This is a genomic window from Methanosarcina sp. MSH10X1 (genome assembly GCF_004099695.1).
In the GTDB taxonomy this organism is placed as follows: Archaea; Halobacteriota; Methanosarcinia; order Methanosarcinales; family Methanosarcinaceae; genus Methanosarcina.
In genome coordinates this window covers 317,388-335,456 of sequence record NZ_SCHL01000002.1, presented here as the reverse complement: position 1 = coordinate 335,456, position 18,069 = coordinate 317,388, and the positions used below count along the sequence as shown (strand labels likewise).

Genomic DNA, 18,069 nt, shown 5'->3' with positions numbered 1-18,069 from the left:
CCAAAACCACGTGTTGCTGCATTTTCAGCTTCTCCATGATCAGGAAAAGCTCCACTGAAAGTTCAGTTTACTGACAGGAGCGCAAACTACAGTAAAACAGGAGATGTACTGTCAGCTTGACAGTAAAGAACGCAGAATGCAGCAGCACTAAAACAATGTAAGGATATTTTGTGGCAAAATAATGAATTTTTAAGATGAAAAGGGAATAAGAAAATCAGGTTAAGGATAGTGGGATGTCCCACTATCCTTTTCGGAGATCTATAGTTTTCTTTCAACTTTTTTGATTTTTTCTAATTTTATTTCAACATGCTCTCATGAAATTCGTTACTATTGCTTCTCTATCCTTCCGGCTTTACGTCTTTATTATCCTTTCTTCTTTACCTGTTCCGTCTCAGGAAATAAGCCGCGCCTATAGCTACCGCAACAATTCCAGCCCCCGGACCAGGGGATTCAGCTTCTTCCTGAACTTCTTCATTGGTAGTGTTTTCAGTTGCCGTTTCTGCTGTTCCTTCGGTCTCATTTACCGGTGTTTCCGGACGGGTTGCATTCTCCCTGCCAGCCAGTCCCTGCTCATAAGCACCGGGATTCAGTTTGCTCTCAAGAGCTTTAACGGCATTTGGCACCTTCGGGAAAAGCGGGGATTTATCAATTCCTCCGCCTGTGATGTTATATGAGGTGTCGCAAATCCCGTTGCTGTTTTCATCCACGCAGGTCTCGCTGAAGCCTTTGCCTTCAGGGTCAGCCCAGAAATTTCCGGCAATATAAGGACCCCGGACGATATTTTGTCTTGTTACGAGCGGGCTCTGCCAGACATTTTCTGCATTTACGGCTTTGTCTTCAACGTTTTCGGCATTTTTGAAGTAGTTGTTAGAGATAAAGTTCCCGCTGCTCGCTTCAAGGGAGATCCCGGGACCGTAATTATAGGCAATTACGTTGTCCAGGATGTCGTTTGAGTTTGAGCTTTCAAGCTTTATTCCCTTTTCATTAAAAGTGATGAGGTTGTTGCTTATGGTATTTCTCTCGGAACCATTGAGGAGAATACCGTATTCGGCTCCAAGGACCCTGTTGTTATTGACATAACAGCTTTTAACCCCTGTGAGCAGGATTCCTGCTTTCTCCGAACCTTCGATGCTAAATCCGCTGAAAGATGCCCGGTCCACGCTGATTTCAACAGTGCTTTCCAAAGGATTGGCTGCTTTTATGACTGTTTCTTCTGGCTTTCTTGAGTCTGACCAGATCCGAACCTCTTTATTTATTTTAAGGTTCTCAACATACGTTCCGGGGCTTACAAAAATCGTGTCTCCGGCTTCTGCGGCATCTACTGCAGCCTGGATAGAGATATAATCCCCTTCTAGAGCTGAACTTACTTTCAAATTGGAGGCAGAGACAGCCGTGCAGGTGAAGAGAACTGCAAGAATAATCGCAAGTGCTGTCAGCTCAAAAACTCTCGAATACTTTCCTTCTGTTCCTCTCATATTAGTTCTCCCTTAGCTTTTTTAAGTTCCCATTACCTTTAATCAGGTCTTAATTTTTTAGAAAAACAAAATCTCTCTTTATGAGGCTTATTATTGATATTTAGTAAAAATTTCCTCAATACTTTGTCAGGAAAGAGATTTTCTCCCGAAACTAATATACTTTTGGAAATCAAAAATTCTAAACAGCTATCCTTAAATAATAGTTCACTATCCTCTACGATAAAGGAAATTAATTTTCAGTTAAAGCTTAAATACTGTAGAATCCGATATACTCCAAATTTTATCGTATTGTTATTTCTCGAATGGAGGCCTAAAAATGGATGAGAAGTTTGCGCCCCACCTTGAAGAGTTAACCAGGGCGCTTGGAGACATTGAAAATACTGGCATCCGGGCAGAGTTTGAGAAACTCATTGCTTTTCGCGTGCCGCCTGATGTTGCAAAAGAGAGTATTCTCCGCAAGTTCGGAGGGAAAAGGAAAGTTCTAAAAATAAAAGATCTGTCTGCTAACCTTAAGAATTTCGAACTCACAGGCAGGATCCTGGACCTTGGGGAGAAATCAATCCGCCCGCCGGAAGGGGGTAAGGAAGGTCCTTCCAGGCTTTACACAGGAGTTCTTGCGGATGAGACCGGATCCGTCCTTTTTTCTTCCTGGAAAGAACTGCCAGGTTCGATCGGGGATGTGATCAATATTAAAAACGCCTATACCCGCATCTGGCAGAACAGGATCAGGCTTTCTATAGGGGAACAGACTCTTGTGTCAAAAGTTTCTGATTCTGCGCTACCTCCTATCTCCGAACTTTCAGGAAGCCAGGCAAAAAAGTTAATAGAAATAGGAGCTGCAGATTTTTCCATAGATATCGTTGCCTGCGTACTTCAGCTCTCTCACAGGGAAGTGCTTGCAAAAGGACGCCAGTCCAGAGTGATCTCAGGCGTACTTGCGGATGAGACCGGCAGGCTGCCATTTACAGCCTGGATTGAACTGCCCGGGATTGACATAGGAAGTATAATCCGAATTGAGGGAGCTCAGGTCCGGATGTTCAGAGGAATGCCGTCGGTCAATGTCCTGAGCAGCACAAAAGTTTCTTCAGTCGAGCCTGAAGATGCCGCAAAACTTGCATTTACCTTCGAGTCCGCAGCAAGGGATCCTGTGCCCATCCGAATAGAGAAAATCGGATCAAGAGAGAGCATGTTTGACGTGGCTGCGGCAGGCAATGTTGTTTCAGTCAGGCCAGGCTCAGGCATTATATCCCGCTGCCCCGAATGCGGCCGTGTAATCCAGAGAGGAAATTGCCGGGTGCATGGCAAGGTCGAAGGCATAAGAGATATGCGGATCAAAGCCATACTGGATGACGGAACAGGTTCCATGTCAGTTATGTTTCCAAGGGAGCTTGCCGAAATTATCTATGGAAAAACCCTTGAGGAAGCTGAACAGCTGATGTTCTCTGATGTCTCTAAAGATGCAGTTTATGAAGATTTAAGGCGCTTTCTTACAGGTCGTTATCTTGCAGTACGCGGCAACGCTTCAAAAGGCGAATACGGGATTTCTTTTGTAGCTGAAAAAGCCTGGGTACCTGAAGATGACCTTGCAGTCAGGGTAGTAGAACTGCTTCGCAGGCTCGGACCGGATGAAGAGAATGGACATGACGCGTGTTCAGAGATTTCCAATGGGGGAATCAATCTTGCTTAAACGAGAGATTGCGAAGCGGATTTTTGCAAAAGAATTCGAAGCCTGCAGAGAACTAGAAAAATCCGCCCGGTCTGACCCGGAAGCTGCGGATTCGAAAGTTCCGAACCTGCTTATTAGCCCGCTTGGGCTCATTCTTAATCGTGTTTTCGTGGTTGGAGTAGTTACGGAACTTGACAATATCGGAACGCAGGGCGAGATGTGGAAAGCCAGGATAGTTGATCCGACCGGGGCTTTTACAGTATACGCAGGGCAGTACCAGCCTGACGCTTCGATTTTCTTTTCAACGGTGCAGGTTCCTGCCTTCATCGCTCTTACAGGAAAAGCCAGAATCTACGAACCCGAGCCTGATTCGGTTTTTGTTTCTATTCGCGCTGAAGAGGCAAATGTTGTGGATGAGGAAATCCGCAACAGATGGGTTGTGGATACCGCAGAACAGACCGTTGAAAGGCTTGAAGCCTTTTCGGATGCTCTTGCCAGCGGGTATCATGGAGAAGAAGTTCGGGAATACCTTGTCGATAAAGGCATTTCTTCCGAGCTTGCTGAAGGGATCTCCATAGCGCTTGAAAGGGAGCGTGCTCCTCAGGAGTTCGTAAAACTACTTAGGGATTCCATAAAGGAAGGGCTCAAATCTCTGGATTTAGACGGAGGTACAGGCGCCAAAACTGACCAGAAGGAATTTGTGCTCGAATTGCTCAGGGAAATGGGTGGTAACAAAGGAGTCGATTACGCAGCTTTTATGGACGCCGCAGTTTCCAGGGGAATTCCTGAGCAGGTTGTAGAAGAGGTCATCCATGCGCTGCTTGCAGGCGGACAATGTTACGAACCTAAGATAGGAATAATAAGGCTGGTAGGATAATCGTACGGGAAAGGAACCTTAATAGGAACAAAACGAGCAGGTTTGCCTCAGAATATGTGTGATAATGCTTAAGTGTAATCAGGTTGATTGGTATTCTCTATTAAAATTTAAAATCTCATGCTTATCGTATTTATCTGGAGAAATTGACATGAAAGTATTGGTCAGCGACTCACTCTCCAATGAAGGATTGGAGATTCTAAAAGAACACTTTATGGTTGACGTTTCCACCGGGCTTTCGGAAGATGAGCTGGTGAAAAAAATCAAGGATTACGATGCTCTTGTAATACGCAGCGGCACCCAGGTCACTCAGAAGATTATCGAGGCTGCCGACAACCTGAAAGTTATCGGGAGAGCCGGGGTCGGAGTTGACAACGTTGATGTGGATGCAGCTACTAAAAAAGGCATTATTGTGACGAACGCTCCCGAAGGCAATATGATTTCGGCAGCAGAGCACACAATTGCCATGATGATGGCAATGTCCAGGAACATCCCGCAGGCAAATGCTTCCCTGAAAGCCAGAGAATGGAAACGCAGTAAATTCACGGGCGTTGAGGTCAAAGGCAAGACCCTGGGAGTTATAGGGCTCGGAAGAATCGGTTCCGAAGTTGCAAAAAGAGCTTCAGGGCTTGAAATGAACCTCATGGGGTATGATCCTTTTATTTCCGAAAAACGGGCTGTAGAGCTTGGAGTTAAGCTGGCTACAGTTAACGAAATCGCTAAAGAAGCCGACTATATTACAGTGCACACTCCCCTCATCAAAGAAACCAGAAATATTCTTGATGAGGAACAGTTTGCCCTGATGAAACCCGGCGTCAGAATTATCAACTGCGCCCGCGGCGGCATTATTAGCGAAGATGCCCTGGCGAAAGCTCTTGAAAGCGGAAGAGTGGGCGGCGCAGCAATAGATGTTTTCGTCGAGGAACCTCCATTTAACAGCCCTATTCTGAACTATGACAACGTCGTAGTTACTCCTCATCTTGGAGCCTCCACTCAGGAAGCCCAGGTTAATGTGGCAATCGACATTGCAAAGGAAGTAGTATCCGTCCTTACAGGCGGGCTTGCAAAGAACGCAATCAATATTCCCTCGGTAAAGCCGGAAGCTATGGCAATTCTTGCCCCTTACATCAGGCTTGCTGAGATTATGGGCAAGATTGCAGGGCAACTCGTAAACGGAAATTACGAAAAGGTAGAAATCGGATATAACGGGGAGATTTCCGGAAAGGATACAAGACCCCTTACAGTTTCTGCACTTAAAGGGCTGCTTGAAATGGCTCTCGGTTCCGGAGTGAACTATGTCAATGCCCCTACCCTTGCAAAATCCAGAAAGATTGCAGTCGTGGAGAGCAAATCCGAATCTTCCGAGGAATACTCTTCAACTATCAGTATCAGGCTTAGCAGCAACGGGCAGGCTAAACTGGTTGCAGGCACTGTTGTCGGGGACGAACCAAAGATCGTTGCAGTCGATGACGACAGGGTAGATATCTTCCCTGCAGGCCATATGATATTTGCCAAGCACATTAACAGGCCCAATGTTATCGGACCATGCTGCCTCGTGCTTGGTAAAAACGATATCAATATTTCAGGCATGCAGGTAGGCAGGGCAGAAATCGGAGGCGTGACCATGATGGTTCTTAACGTAGACACTGAAGTTTCTGACCCGATCCTTGAGGAAGTCCGGAAAGTTGATGGAATACTCGATGCCAGACTTGTAACTCTCTAATTTCCAATTTCAGGAAGGCTTTACTCCGGCGAAAGTTTAAGGTGAGTATTCCGCGCCGGAGATTCTAATTTTGTAGTCTTTACTTTAAATTTCTTTATTTTCATTTATCTTAAATTCTATTATCTTAGATTTTGTTTTATCCCAAAATTATTTCACTTTTTTTAATTTTTTATATATGGTGTAAATCGAATACAGGGAACTCACTATTTTTACTTCTACTTCAAATTTATTTCATGCTATGTGGTCGTTTCACATCTCTAGATAGAAATGAATTTCCCTCAATGATTAAACTTTTGAGTCATCCGATAGTGTATTATACATCAAACAATGCAATAATTTTTAAACTGAGGAATCACTTCAGGATATAACAAATTAGATGCTCGGCACAATCTCCGATATGTACAATCCCCCCAATAAAGGCCCTATTAATAATAAGAAAGAAAACAACAAAACAGAATTGACCATGCCGTAGTAGCTAATCCCTAATAACTCAATAATAATTATTATGAAAAAAGCTACTACAGGGAATATTTTAAGAACTTTCATGTTTCGTGTGTCTTTGCATCCTACTGAGCGAGCAAATATATAGTAACTTAATGGTACAGCTACCAATAATAATATCAACATAACTGTTTCTTGAATCTGACCATGAAAAAACTCGTAATCACGTCCTAAATTCATTTTCATGTGCAAGAGAATTGCCCAAACTCCGACTATTCCAGAACAAATAAACAAAGGCAGACCAGTGATATTCCTGTTCTTTATAGTCTTAAATCCAATAACTGTCATTGGAAACAGATATATCATACCTACAACAAGATGATATAAATTCAGCTCTGGTACAAACATGTTAACTAAAGTCATTCCAAACATTGACAAACCAAGCCAAATCCAACCAATAAAGAAAAGAGATGCCTCCCATGGCACCTCCTTAAATCTAAACTTCATTTAAATTACCTTTTCCTCACATTATATAATCATATAATCCATGGGTATATCTTGCGCACATTTGGACACACTGGGCAGTATAGTAAGCTACGTAGATATCTGAGCCAAAATTTTGAGGGTCTTCGTACATCTCGGTCCAGATATAGTCAAAATACTGGCTACTATGCTCAGCGTTGTCTTCAACCGCTTCTTCAGGATCATTCACAGTTATTGACTGAGTATTATATTGCACATAATCTTTAAACTTATATCCTGAAGTCCAATTGCTTTTCACATAATTCTCATAGATGCTATGGTATGTGTTTTCATAAGAATCCCAAATGTACTGATCACCCTGTCGGATTACTCCAGCGCTATGGAACGGGATACCTGGATCAGTTAGATAATGACTTGAGTAACCAAATCTCTGATGTGCAGTAGCCCAATCTCCATTATTCACTGCAGAAATGGCAGAATCCGCAAACTCATCGCACCTACCAGGTGCTCCTCCAATATGTAGCAACCCATCTTCATAGTGATTATAATATCTATAGAATGGTTCCGGGTCCATCACACCATTATCTGGGTCGTCGGCTGCATTTTTAGCATAATTCCTATAGGAAGATCCATCGCAAGCATAGTAAGCATAGTCCTGATGTGGGGTAGAAAGCCACATCACGGAGACAAGCTTATAACTTTTCAAAGACTCATTGACTAGCATAGGACCAATCTCACTCATAAATTCATAGTCGTCTTTGGTGATCTTATCTGGATACCTATCCCAGATATCTTTGATACCAGCTTTATATCTGTCTTTCTCCTCCTCAGAGACATTAAAACCATCAATGTACTTGAAGGTGATAGACCTACTTTCCTCCTGAGTGCCAGCAAAAGCAAGCGCTCTATAAGGCATCGCCTTAACGACATCCGGCAAAGAGGTTTGCAGTTCTAAGTAATCTGCAACTTCCTCCATTCCTTCTTCTCCCAGTTTGGCCTCTAAAGCCTCAATTTTTAACTGAGCAGCATCTTTAGTTAGGCTGGTTTGCTGTTCTTCTGTGGAGGCCATTGCTGATGGTATCAACGCCATACTAACTAGCATTGCCAAAAAAAGTATGCTTATTGTAATTTTGATCTTAATCATCTGTTTCACTCCTAATGATTTTAACCCCAGGAGGCAGAATCAGGCAAGCTTAAATAAAAGCAAAGCTAACATAATCCATGCATCTTGGGTAGATTTATAGAGTTTAGGGTGTATTGGGAAAATTACTTCCAAACCCTATAAACTATTTTAATTAATTCTTTAAAAGTTTTTTGTAATCTTTTAAACAATTCGATTTTAACTAATTTTGAGTTTGAAATTATTACTTTATCTCTGACAGTTAGATGATTTAGCCGGAATTATTTTATATGAGCATATCTGGAACAGATTGCTAATAGAAGCGAAATTCAGAATTGGGATAAGGCTTTTTGTGTTGTGAAAATATGGACAAGAGGAAAAGAGTTTCGAAGCGAAATTATTTCAGGATAAAACAACTTCTTACCAATATCAATTTTAAGGGGTTAGTTAATGGAAGAACTTAAACGAGTAGTTTCCGTTCCGTTTAAAAAAACACTTGCATCTTCCCTTTCAGAAAAAGATTTTGAGTATTCCCTGGCTTTTGACCTGAAATGGTTTTCCCCGAAAATTGCCTCAAAGGTAAAGGAAAAAGCTCTTGAAGCAGGCGTTCTCTCCCTTAAAGCCGGAATTCTTGTGCCATGCTTCGATGTGGAAAGTATCCGGCTTCCACATGCTTTCAAGCCATCGGAAGATTTTCTTGAAAACCAGAAAAGTTCCAGAGGAAAAAAGTCAGTGAAAGAAGAGATTTCTTTTGAGCAAGTTCTCGAATATATCTCCGCAGATACCGGGGTAAACCGGCAGAGACTCGTCTCCGAGATTAATTCCATGCAGGACAGGCTATCCTATCTTGTGGATATCCGAATAGTAGCACTTATTGTAGCAAAAAAATACGGATGCGATATCGAGGCGGTTTTCGGGAAGGTTGCCAGGTCTGTTCTCGGCATCTCTATTTAATAAAATTCTTTAGATGAATAAATAAGATGGGAGTGAGATCGCAGCTTTTTAAGCATCCAGGATAAAGTAAGAGAAAGTAAAGATTAAAGTTGCCCTGCCGGACAACATTCTTATAATCCCCTTAATTATTAATTTACCAAATAATGGTTTGATTTACAGCCTTTACAGGTTTTTATGAGCTGCCTCCATAAGCTGGGGAGCCGAGAGTTCTGGCGTAACTATTTCTATATATGCACCGGTTTTGGCAGTATCCAGCTCTCTCATAACCTTATCAAGGTCACCGCAGGTAGTGGCTTTTCTTGTAATCCAGTTATTACAACCAAGTACCTCTGGTAACTTATGGTATTTCCATTCCGGAATGTCATTGTAGCAGTAATCTAATTTTTTAGATAGCATTTTTTCTATCAGGTAGCCGTGATTATTCAGCACGAAAATAATAGGCTTTAGATCGTATCGGTAAAACTGGCTGATCTCCTGAGCTGTCATCTGGTGTGACCCTTCGCCTGTTATGAGGATTACTCGCCGGTCAGGTGCAGCCAGTGCGGTGCCAAAAGAAGCCGGGGTAGCCCAGCCTATAGCTCCCCAGAGCATCTGGATCTGGAACTTAACTCCATTCGGTAAAGGTAAAGGCAGTAACCCGTAGAAGGATGAGGTTGAGTCAACTACGACTATGTCATCGGGCTTAAAAAATTCGGCGTATTTCGCGTATAAATAGTCAGCTGTTATCGGGTCTCCGGCATTTACCTCCGGAGCTACGGGACGCTTTGCTACAGGTCCCTTGATATCTGTGCGCTTATTGAGCCTTCTGGCAAGTTCATCCAGTACATCAAGCATTCTTACATTGATATAATCAGTGTTTCCTATATGGACACTGAAAGGCATAATATTGATAATCCGGGACTTATCCAGGTTTGCAGTGAACATGCCCATATTAATATCGGACAGGATAGTGCCTATGGCAAGTATGCAGTCGCAGGACTCCACAAATTCCTTAATTTCAGGGTTGATAAGCTGTCCCATGTATAACCCCATGTAGGACGGATTGGTTTCATCAAGAATTGACTTATCCAGCGCCATAGTAGCATAAGGCAAGCCCGAAGCATTAATAACAGCCAGAGTCAGATCCTTGAGGCCAAAACGGTCAACAAGAAAACCCGGCATAATACAGGCTTGTTTTGCATTTGAGAGCTTGCCTGAAATAATTGAGACCACCTCCTCAAGAGTCGCAGGGTCACTTTTTAAAGGCATTCTTGCCGGTGCCGCAAGGGATGAAATGTTTGCATGCACGTAGTCATGAGGTATTGCAATGTAAACAGGCTGGCGGTTCTCCAGTGCTGCGTCAATGACACGCTCGACTTCTTCAACGCAGTTTTCCGGAGTAAGCATTGTGCTCGCGCATACAACTAAGGTAGCCATTTCCATAAATATGCTGGCTTCTCCGTCGCCCAGTGAGTGGTGCAGTATGGCATGTTTCTTCTGTACCTGCATCTTCGGCATTCCGACAATATGGAATACCGGATTGTGTTCTGCGTAAGAGCCAGCCATACCGCATAGTGTGGAGAGTTCACCTACTCCGAAAGTAGTGCACAGTGCTGACATACGGTTAATACGAGCGTAGCCGTCAGCAGCATATGCGGCATTCAGCTCGTTGCAGCAACCTATCCAGCGAAGTTCCTTATCATCACATATGGCATTGTTTATAGGAAACGCAAAGTCTCCTGGCACGCCGAAAATGTCTCTTATACCCAGCTGCTTTAATCTATCAAGAAGATATTGAATAACTGTCGGCATAGTAGCACCACCTGGTTGAGTTTACTTACTCACTACATCGATCAGGCCCGATCGTCATCAGTTTTGAGAGTCTAGTTACTGCCTGTTCGCGCATAAAATGCAGGCTCAGCGCGAGATCGCCTGCTCCCCTAATTGATCATTCCCCTGGTGGGGTAATTCGTTTAATATTATAAAAATAGGACTTCTTTCTTAATATGTCCTCATTATATCAATCTCTTCCGGGATTTGCCCTCTAATAAATAATAAACAAAAATACTGGTTTTCAGTAAGCAGATTACACCGGACCTGTACAAGTGCACTTGCTGTTTGTAATGGGACACATGCCATCATAGCTTTAATTCCGGAGCATTACGAAGTACGAGTAGATGGAGAAGAAATAAATATTTTTAGTATATGGATTTTAGCTAGTTGAAAACTACGGATGCACATAATCTTTATGTACTAGAAATGTTATTCACATCATACCAATTCCGACTAATCGCTTGTTCTTTAATTTGCCGTTTTCGGGAGTAATTCCCGCAGAGGCATTTATAGCGATGTTCGAACGCGATAGGGAATTTTTTTCCGCGTGAGTGAGATTGAGCAAATCTTGCGGAGGAACATACATTGGGTAAAAAATCACTGGTAAAACTGACAAGAAAAACAAATCCAAGAATCGTTTCTCTGATTCTTACCCTGAAAGATGGGGCAAATGCAAACATTGCCCCCATCTGGAAGGATATTGCGAAACGTCTTGAGATGCCGTCCAGAAACTATGCGGCTGTGAATATAAGTAAGATCAACAGGCACACTGCACAGGATGATGTGTTGCTTATTCCGGGAAAAGTTCTGGGCGCAGGTCTCCTTGACCACTCTGTAACTGTTGCAGCTCTGACCTTCAGTGACTCTGCCGTTGAAAAGATCACTGGAGCAGGTGGCAAGTGCCTGAGTCTCGAAGAGATAATGGAAGCAAATCCGAAAGGGTCCGGTATCCGGATATTCCGCTGAGGTGTCGAAGATGACGGTTATCGATGCAAATGGGCTTATTCTGGGGCGTCTTGCAAGTACGGTTGCAAAACAGTTGCTTTCAGGAGACGAAAAGATTTATATTATAAATGCTGAAAAAGCCGTAATTTCTGGCTCAAGGGCTACCACCCTCAAAGATTACCGGGAAACCCGGGAAAGAGGAGCTACGGAATTCGGGCCTTACTTCCCGAAACGTCCGGACCGCATTCTTAAGAGGACTATCCGTGGAATGCTGCCCTATAAGAAAACAAGAGGCAGGGACGCAATGTCCAGGCTCAAAGTCTATGTAGGTGTCCCCTATGAACTCAAGGGCGCTGAAACAATCACTATTGCAGATGCCGATATGAGGCTTTTAAGCTCCAGTAAATATATTGAGCTTGGTGAAGTGAGCCAGAAAATGGGTTCAAAGTTCTAAAGGGTGAGTCCTCATGGTCAAAGTAGTTAATTCATCTGGAAAGCACAAGACTGCAACTGCACGTGCAACAGTCACTAAAGGGACCGGTAAGGTCAGGATCAACAAAATTCCGCTCGAGCTATATACTCCAGAGCTTATAATGATGAAGATCTCAGAACCTCTGCTGATCGCAGGAGATGAAGTGGTCTCCGGGCTTGATATTAATGTAGACGTCCGGGGCGGCGGGATTATCGGGCAGGCTAACGCGGTAAGAACCGCAGTTGCCAGAGGTATTGTGGAATGGACAAATGACACAATCATCAGAGATAACTTCGCAAGCTATGACCGCAATCTACTTGTAAGCGATTCCAGGCAGAAAGAGTCAAAGAACTTTGGTGGACCTGGAGCAAGGGCTAAATACCAGAAATCTTACAGGTAAGACTATGATCCCAGTCCGATGTTTCTCATGTGGAAAAGTAATCTCAAACTATTGGGATGAGTATAAAAGACGTGTCGGTGATGGCGAAGATGCTGCTGCGGTGCTGGATGATCTCGGGATCACCCGCTACTGCTGCCGCAGAATGATACTAAGCCATGTTGAGCTCGTTGATGTGCTTTCGCCGTACCAGTAAGGGACCGTAGGGTAGCTTGGTCCATCCTTCGGCGTTCGGGACGCCGGAACCTGAGTTCGAATCTCAGCGGTCCCATTTCCCTATTTCCAGGGTGCTGGTTTAAGGCATGTACTGTAAAATATCAAACTTATCATGATTTTCAATTATCGGAATTCATCGGAGCGTTTTTAAGTTTAAGGGTGATCAGTTGGTCAAGGAAAAGTATACCCGGTTTGAGCGGGCACGAATTGTAGGTGCAAGATCATTGCAGATTGCAATGGGAGCTCCTGTCCTTGTTGAAGACGACGGGCGGCTGGATCCTCTCGGTGTCGCTATTGAAGAGTTAAAGGCCGGAGTTATTCCTATCACGGTTAAACGTAAAATCAGTTGAAAACGCAGTGGGATACATTTTCAGATATCGAATGTGTTTTATTGTTGATTCTATATTATGAGGTGACTTTATGGAGGAAATTGAGCAAACAGGGCAGGAGGAAAACGAAGCACAGCCTGTGCCTGAAGAAAATGTCGCGGCTGAAGCAAAACCTGCACCTGAAAAGGAAGCCGCAGCAACAACCGGACCTGTACCTGAAACCGAGGGTGAAGCAGTTCCTGATAAGGAAGGTTCCACATCCCTTGTGTCCATTGACGAATACCTGGCAGCAGGTGTTCACATAGGTACTCAGCAAAAGACCCAGGATATGATGCGTTTCGTATACAGGGTCAGAACTGACGGATTATATGTGCTTGACATCCAGTCAACAGACGAAAGAATCAGAGTTGCATCAAAATTATTGTCTCATTACGATCCCTCAAGAATTCTTGTGGTTTCCTCAAGGCAGTACGGGCAGCATCCTGCAAGGATGTTCTCCAGAGCACTCGGTACCAAAGCAATGCTTGGAAGGTTTATCCCCGGCTTGCTTACAAACCCTCAGATCCATGGTTTCTTTGAGCCTGATGTTGTAATCGTAACCGATCCTGCAGGCGATGCCCAGGTTCTGAAGGAAGCTTCCAGTATAGGGGTACCTATTGTAGCACTCTGTGATACCAACAACCTGACTTCAAATGTGGATCTTGTAATCCCCACAAACAACAAAGGTAGAAAAGCCCTTTCTCTTGTTTACTGGCTGCTTGCAAGGGAAGTCTCACGGCTTAACGGCACTCCTTTCAATCACGAGTTAACCGACTTCGAGACACCTATGTGATTTCGAAAGGCAGTCCTGCATACTGCAAGGCTATATAAAAATGATCCATATCTTATATGGTGATACAAATGAGACAGCCAGCAGTTGCAGGGCAGTTCTATCCCCTGCGTCCTGAAAATCTGGAGAAAGAACTCAAGCAGTGTTTTGAAGGTCTGGAGATCCGGGAACGAAAGATTCTCGGGGCTGTTTGCCCGCATGCCGGGTATGTCTATTCAGGGAAGGTCGCTGCACATGTCTATGCAGCCCTCCCTAAAGCCGACACATATGTTATTTTCGGTCCCAATCATACGGGATATGGCTCACCTGTATCAGTATCCACGGACACCTGGAAAACTCCCCTGGGAACTCTCGAGGTTGATCGTGAACTTGCAGACGGGCTATCAGGTAGTATTATTGATATAGACGAGCTCGGACACCGATACGAACATTCTATCGAAGTTCAGCTTCCTTTCCTTCAATACCGCTTCGATCAGGATTTCAGGATTCTTCCTATCTGCCTGGGTATGCAGGATGAAGAAACCGCAACTGAAGTGGGAGAGCTTGTTGCCAGCCTCGCTTCCGAAAGCGGGAAAAAAGTTGCGTTCATTGCATCCAGCGATTTTACTCATTACCAGCCTGCAAACCTTGCAAGAGAAATCGATAATGAAGTTATAGAAGCTATCCTTAAGCTGGATGTTTCTGGAATATATGAAAGGCTTTACAGGAGAAACGCATCTGTATGCGGATATGGACCGATTGCTGCGATGTTGACAGCTGCACAGGAGCTTGGTGCGAACCGGGCTGAATTGCTTAATTATTCAAACAGTGGAGATGTCTCCGGAGACACCAGCGCAGTTGTAGGATATGCCGCAATTATTGTGGAATAAGAGAAGATCTGCGGAAAATGGAGCATACTTGTTTTTAATTGAAAGTTCCGGGATACCCGCTTATACCCGAGTAAATTTTTTATGATTTTCACCGCTATTTACTTAATATGGATATGTAAATAAGGTAAACATCCAGAAATAAATCAACTTAACATTCTGAAATAAACTTAAAATGCAGTATAAATAAATTCACTGCCATACTAAAAAAATTCACATTGATACTCAAAAAATCCGCTTTCACATTTAATCATAAACTCATTGCTTTATATACTTCAATTAAATCTGGACTTTCAGAGGAGTAGTATGATTTCATATTCTGCACCCGGGAAAATCTATCTCTTCGGAGAGCATGCCGTTGTTTACGGAGAAACTGCAATAGCATGTGCTGTTGAGTTAAGAACCCGCATCAGGGCAGAAATTAACGATTCTATAGTAATTCAGTCACAGATTGGCAAAACAGGGATTGATTTTGAGAAGCATCCCTATATCTCCTCAGTTGTAGAAAAAATGGCAGAAATTGTCCCGATAAAAGGCGTTTTTCTGGACGTTGACTCCGAAATTCCTGTAGGTTCCGGATTAGGATCGTCAGCAGCTGTGACGATTGCGAGTATAGGCGCCCTCAATGAACTGTTCGGCTGCGGGCTTTCTCTTAACGAGATTGCAAAACTCGGCCACGAGATAGAAATTAAGGTCCAGGGAGCGGCAAGCCCTACCGATACTTATGTTTCTACTTTCGGAGGGGTTGTTACCATCCCTGACCGCAGGAAGTTGAAGACGCCGGACTGCGGAATTGTGATAGGGGACACAGGTGTCTTTTCCTCCACAAAGGAGCTTGTAGCAAATGTCAGGAAGCTCCGTGAAAGTTACCCCGAACTTATCGAGCTCCTTATGGTTTCTATCGGCAGGATTTCTAAAATCGGGGAATCACTTGTCCTTGCAGGGGACTATCCTTCTATTGGCAGGCTTATGAATGTAAACCAGGGACTTCTGGACGCCCTTGGAGTAAATATTCTCGAACTCTCTAAACTAATATATTCAGCCAGGGGAGCAGGAGCTTTAGGGGCGAAAATTACAGGAGCAGGCGGAGGGGGGTGCATGGTTGCCCTTACTGCGCCTGATAAATCCACGCAGGTTGCAGAAGCTATTGCAAAAGCCGGAGGCAAAGTAACCATAACAAGACCCACTGAGCAGGGCTTGAGGTCAGATTAAGCATCCAACCTCTTTAAACTTATTCATTATTCATGATTATCAGTAAAGGAACTATAAAAAAGGATATTAGTGATATGACATGAAAGTCTCAACCGAACCTGTTATCCTGAAACTTGGAGGCAGCGTCATTACTGACAAAGCTGCGGATCAAGGGGTTGTGAGAGAAGCTGACCTCCTCAGGATTGCAAAGGAAATTTCCGAATACCGGGGAAAACTGATTGTGGTACACGGTGCAGGTTCCTTTGGACATACCTATGCCAAAAAGTACGGGCTTGACAGGGGTTTTGATCCTGAAGGTGCTATTATAACACATGAATCTGTCAAAAAGCTTGCATCCATGGTTGTAGACACGCTGAACCATTATGGAGCCCGGGCTGTAGCCGTACATCCTATGGGCTGTACGGTTTGCAGGAATGGGCGTATCGAGAGCATTTACCTTGAAAACATAAAACTCATGCTAGAGAGAGGTTTTGTTCCGGTACTGCACGGCGATGTTGTTATGGATCTTGAGCTCGGAACGTGCGTGCTCTCGGGAGACCAGATTGTTCCCTATCTAGCAAAAGAACTCAGAATTACCCGGCTCGGGCTGGGCTCAGCCGAAGATGGTGTACTTGATAAGGATGGGAAAGCCTTACCTGAGATCACCCCGGGAACCTTTGAAAGTTTCAAGCATTACATAAAAGGTTCGGAAAGTACCGATGTTACGGGCGGCATGCTGGGGAAGGTGCAGGAACTTCTGGAACTTAGCAAAACATCTTGTATAACGTCACATATATTCAATGCCGGAAAAGAGAATAACGTATATCGGTTCTTAAATGGGGAATCCATAGGAACGAGAATCAGTCCGGATAAAAGGGTAGAAGTATGATCAATACGACCTCGAAGCGAAAGATCGAACACCTGAAATTATGTGCTGAAAGCCCGGTTGAATCCCGAAAAGTAAGGGCGGGCTTTGAGGATGTGACCCTGATCCACAGGGCGCTTCCGGAACTCGATATGGATAAACTCGACCTGTCGATAGACTTTCTGGGAAAGCGCCTTCAAGCGCCCTTTCTGTTCGCTTCGATCACTGGAGGACACCCAGATACTATCCCTGTAAACGCTGCCCTTGCCACTGCAGCCGAAGAGCTGGGAGTGGGAATAGGAGTTGGCAGCCAGAGAGCTGCGATTGACGACCCTGCCCAGGAGGAGTCATTCAGGATTGTCAGGGAAAAAGCTCCCAATGCCTTTGTGTATGGGAATGTGGGCGCTGCTCAGATTCGCGAATATGGGGTTGACGGAGTCGAAAAGCTTATCGAAATGATTGATGCCGACGCCCTAGCCATCCACCTCAACTTCTTACAGGAAGCCATCCAGCCAGAAGGGGACAGAGATGCCACTGGCTGCCTTGATATGATAAAAGAAATCTGCTCCGTACTGGGTACGCCAGTAATTATTAAAGAAACGGGAGCCGGGATCTCACGGGAAGACGCCCTTCTCCTCCAGAAGGCAGGCGTGTCTGCAATTGATGTAGGAGGCGCAGGAGGCACGAGCTGGGCAGGCGTTGAGGTATACAGGGCAAAGGAAAGTGGAGATTCAGCCTCGGAACATCTTGGGGAGCTTTTCTGGGACTTTGGGATTCCCACTGTTGCCAGTATTGTAGAATCCAGAGTTTCCCTTCCAATTATTGCAACCGGCGGGATCAGGACAGGGATTGATATCGCTAAATCCATTGCTCTCGGAGCCAGTGCGGCAAGTGCTGCCCTGCCTTTTGTGGGCCCCGCTCTTGAAGGAAAAGAATCGGTTGTCAGGGTTCTTTCCCGCATGCTGGAAGAATTCAGGGTTGCAATGTTTCTCTGCGGCTGTAAGAATATACGCGACCTGCATAACGCACCTGTTGTTGTCACCGGCTGGACCCTTGAGTATCTGGGACAGCGCGGCTTTAACGTAAAAGACTATGCCGTAGCAGGAGATGCTTTTTAAAGCATAGCAGAGATATATGTTACTTTTACCAGTAATCCATCAAAAAGTAGATGACACCGGTAAAGTCTAATAGCAGATGCGTTCATTTAAAAGTTCGTTCCATAACAATATTTATACATGATACGGAAGTAATGTTCGAAATAAATCGTTAACATATCATAATGGTTCGTATTCACGAAATCTCATAGAATTACCTGAGATCGATAAACTAAGGGTTTAATCTCATAGAATTACTGGCAAAATCGATTAAACTAAGAATTAATTTCACACTTACCCAGGCTGAAATTACTCAG

General features: G+C 44.1%; 18 protein-coding genes and 1 tRNA gene. 15 read left to right on the top strand and 4 right to left on the bottom strand.

Going from position 1 to position 18,069, the window contains the following annotated elements; translation table 11 throughout:
* Positions 1–377: 377 nt before the first annotated feature.
* Positions 378–1,475 (bottom strand): nitrous oxide reductase family maturation protein NosD, encoded by a 1,098-nt coding sequence (locus tag EQO05_RS03125; protein WP_128503648.1) that lies wholly within the window; start codon positions 1,473–1,475, stop codon positions 378–380.
* A 316-nt stretch (positions 1,476–1,791) separates the two neighbouring features.
* On the opposite strand from EQO05_RS03125, the gene EQO05_RS03120 reads away from it, so the two are divergent.
* The 3 genes from EQO05_RS03120 (at position 1,792) to serA (ending at position 5,738) form a co-directional block, all read left to right on the top strand.
* Positions 1,792–3,162 carry a Single-stranded DNA binding protein gene (locus tag EQO05_RS03120; protein WP_128503647.1) on the top strand — a complete coding sequence of 457 codons (1,371 nt, stop codon included), beginning with the start codon at positions 1,792–1,794 and terminating at the stop codon, positions 3,160–3,162.
* Complete coding sequence (locus EQO05_RS03115) at positions 3,140–4,018, top strand: DNA-binding protein (RefSeq protein WP_240664301.1); 879 nt, start codon at positions 3,140–3,142, stop codon at positions 4,016–4,018. Before EQO05_RS03120 ends, EQO05_RS03115 begins: the two co-directional genes overlap by 23 nt.
* Positions 4,019–4,166: 148 nt before the next feature.
* The gene (gene serA / locus EQO05_RS03110) at positions 4,167–5,738 is read left to right on the top strand and encodes a phosphoglycerate dehydrogenase (RefSeq protein ID WP_128503645.1); all 1,572 of its coding nucleotides are present in this window, start codon (positions 4,167–4,169) and stop codon (positions 5,736–5,738) included.
* A 372-nt stretch (positions 5,739–6,110) separates the two neighbouring features.
* On the opposite strand, the gene EQO05_RS03105 is transcribed toward serA, so the two are convergent.
* Entirely contained in the window at positions 6,111–6,686 is a 576-nt protein-coding gene (locus EQO05_RS03105; RefSeq protein WP_054297840.1) for a hypothetical protein, read from the bottom strand.
* A 16-nt stretch (positions 6,687–6,702) separates the two neighbouring features.
* A complete protein-coding gene (locus EQO05_RS03100; RefSeq protein WP_054297841.1) occupies positions 6,703–7,806 on the bottom strand; it encodes a hypothetical protein in 1,104 nt (367 codons plus the stop codon).
* 426 nt (positions 7,807–8,232) lie between these two features.
* Here EQO05_RS03100 and EQO05_RS03095 point away from each other — a divergent pair, with 426 nt between their 5' ends.
* Complete coding sequence (locus tag EQO05_RS03095; RefSeq protein ID WP_128503641.1) at positions 8,233–8,736, top strand: DUF2240 family protein; 504 nt, start codon at positions 8,233–8,235, stop codon at positions 8,734–8,736.
* A gap of 162 nt (positions 8,737–8,898) precedes the next feature.
* Here the strand turns inward: EQO05_RS03095 and EQO05_RS03090 are convergent, their stop codons facing one another.
* Positions 8,899–10,527 (bottom strand): alpha-keto acid decarboxylase family protein, encoded by a 1,629-nt coding sequence (locus tag EQO05_RS03090; protein WP_128503639.1) that lies wholly within the window; start codon positions 10,525–10,527, stop codon positions 8,899–8,901.
* A 606-nt stretch (positions 10,528–11,133) separates the two neighbouring features.
* Between EQO05_RS03090 and EQO05_RS03085 the strand changes: the two genes are divergently transcribed.
* From EQO05_RS03085 to fni, 11 genes are all read left to right on the top strand, one after another.
* The gene (locus tag EQO05_RS03085; RefSeq protein ID WP_128503637.1) at positions 11,134–11,514 is read left to right on the top strand and encodes a 50S ribosomal protein L18e; all 381 of its coding nucleotides are present in this window, start codon (positions 11,134–11,136) and stop codon (positions 11,512–11,514) included.
* A 10-nt stretch (positions 11,515–11,524) separates the two neighbouring features.
* Entirely contained in the window at positions 11,525–11,947 is a 423-nt protein-coding gene (locus EQO05_RS03080; RefSeq protein WP_128503636.1) for a 50S ribosomal protein L13, read from the top strand.
* 13 nt (positions 11,948–11,960) lie between these two features.
* Positions 11,961–12,365, top strand: coding sequence for a 30S ribosomal protein S9 (locus EQO05_RS03075; RefSeq protein WP_128503634.1), 405 nt, complete (start codon positions 11,961–11,963; stop codon positions 12,363–12,365).
* A gap of 4 nt (positions 12,366–12,369) precedes the next feature.
* Positions 12,370–12,558 carry a DNA-directed RNA polymerase subunit N gene (locus EQO05_RS03070; RefSeq protein WP_128503632.1) on the top strand — a complete coding sequence of 63 codons (189 nt, stop codon included), beginning with the start codon at positions 12,370–12,372 and terminating at the stop codon, positions 12,556–12,558.
* A tRNA-Pro gene (locus tag EQO05_RS03065) sits at positions 12,559–12,633 on the top strand.
* 112 nt (positions 12,634–12,745) lie between these two features.
* On the top strand, positions 12,746–12,928 hold the full coding sequence (locus EQO05_RS03060; RefSeq protein ID WP_128503630.1) for a DNA-directed RNA polymerase subunit K: 183 nt from the start codon (positions 12,746–12,748) through the stop codon (positions 12,926–12,928).
* A 70-nt stretch (positions 12,929–12,998) separates the two neighbouring features.
* Positions 12,999–13,739: a 30S ribosomal protein S2 gene (gene rpsB / locus EQO05_RS03055; protein WP_128503628.1), complete on the top strand. Its 741-nt coding sequence runs from the start codon at positions 12,999–13,001 to the stop codon at positions 13,737–13,739.
* Positions 13,740–13,801: 62 nt separating this feature from the next.
* Positions 13,802–14,605: an MEMO1 family protein gene (locus EQO05_RS03050; RefSeq protein WP_128503744.1), complete on the top strand. Its 804-nt coding sequence runs from the start codon at positions 13,802–13,804 to the stop codon at positions 14,603–14,605.
* 303 nt (positions 14,606–14,908) lie between these two features.
* Positions 14,909–15,814: a mevalonate kinase gene (locus EQO05_RS03045; protein WP_128503626.1), complete on the top strand. Its 906-nt coding sequence runs from the start codon at positions 14,909–14,911 to the stop codon at positions 15,812–15,814.
* A gap of 79 nt (positions 15,815–15,893) precedes the next feature.
* Positions 15,894–16,682 (top strand): isopentenyl phosphate kinase, encoded by a 789-nt coding sequence (locus EQO05_RS03040; RefSeq protein WP_128503624.1) that lies wholly within the window; start codon positions 15,894–15,896, stop codon positions 16,680–16,682.
* Positions 16,679–17,776: a type 2 isopentenyl-diphosphate Delta-isomerase gene (gene fni / locus EQO05_RS03035; protein ID WP_128503622.1), complete on the top strand. Its 1,098-nt coding sequence runs from the start codon at positions 16,679–16,681 to the stop codon at positions 17,774–17,776. Before EQO05_RS03040 ends, fni begins: the two co-directional genes overlap by 4 nt.
* Positions 17,777–18,069: the final 293 nt, after the last annotated feature.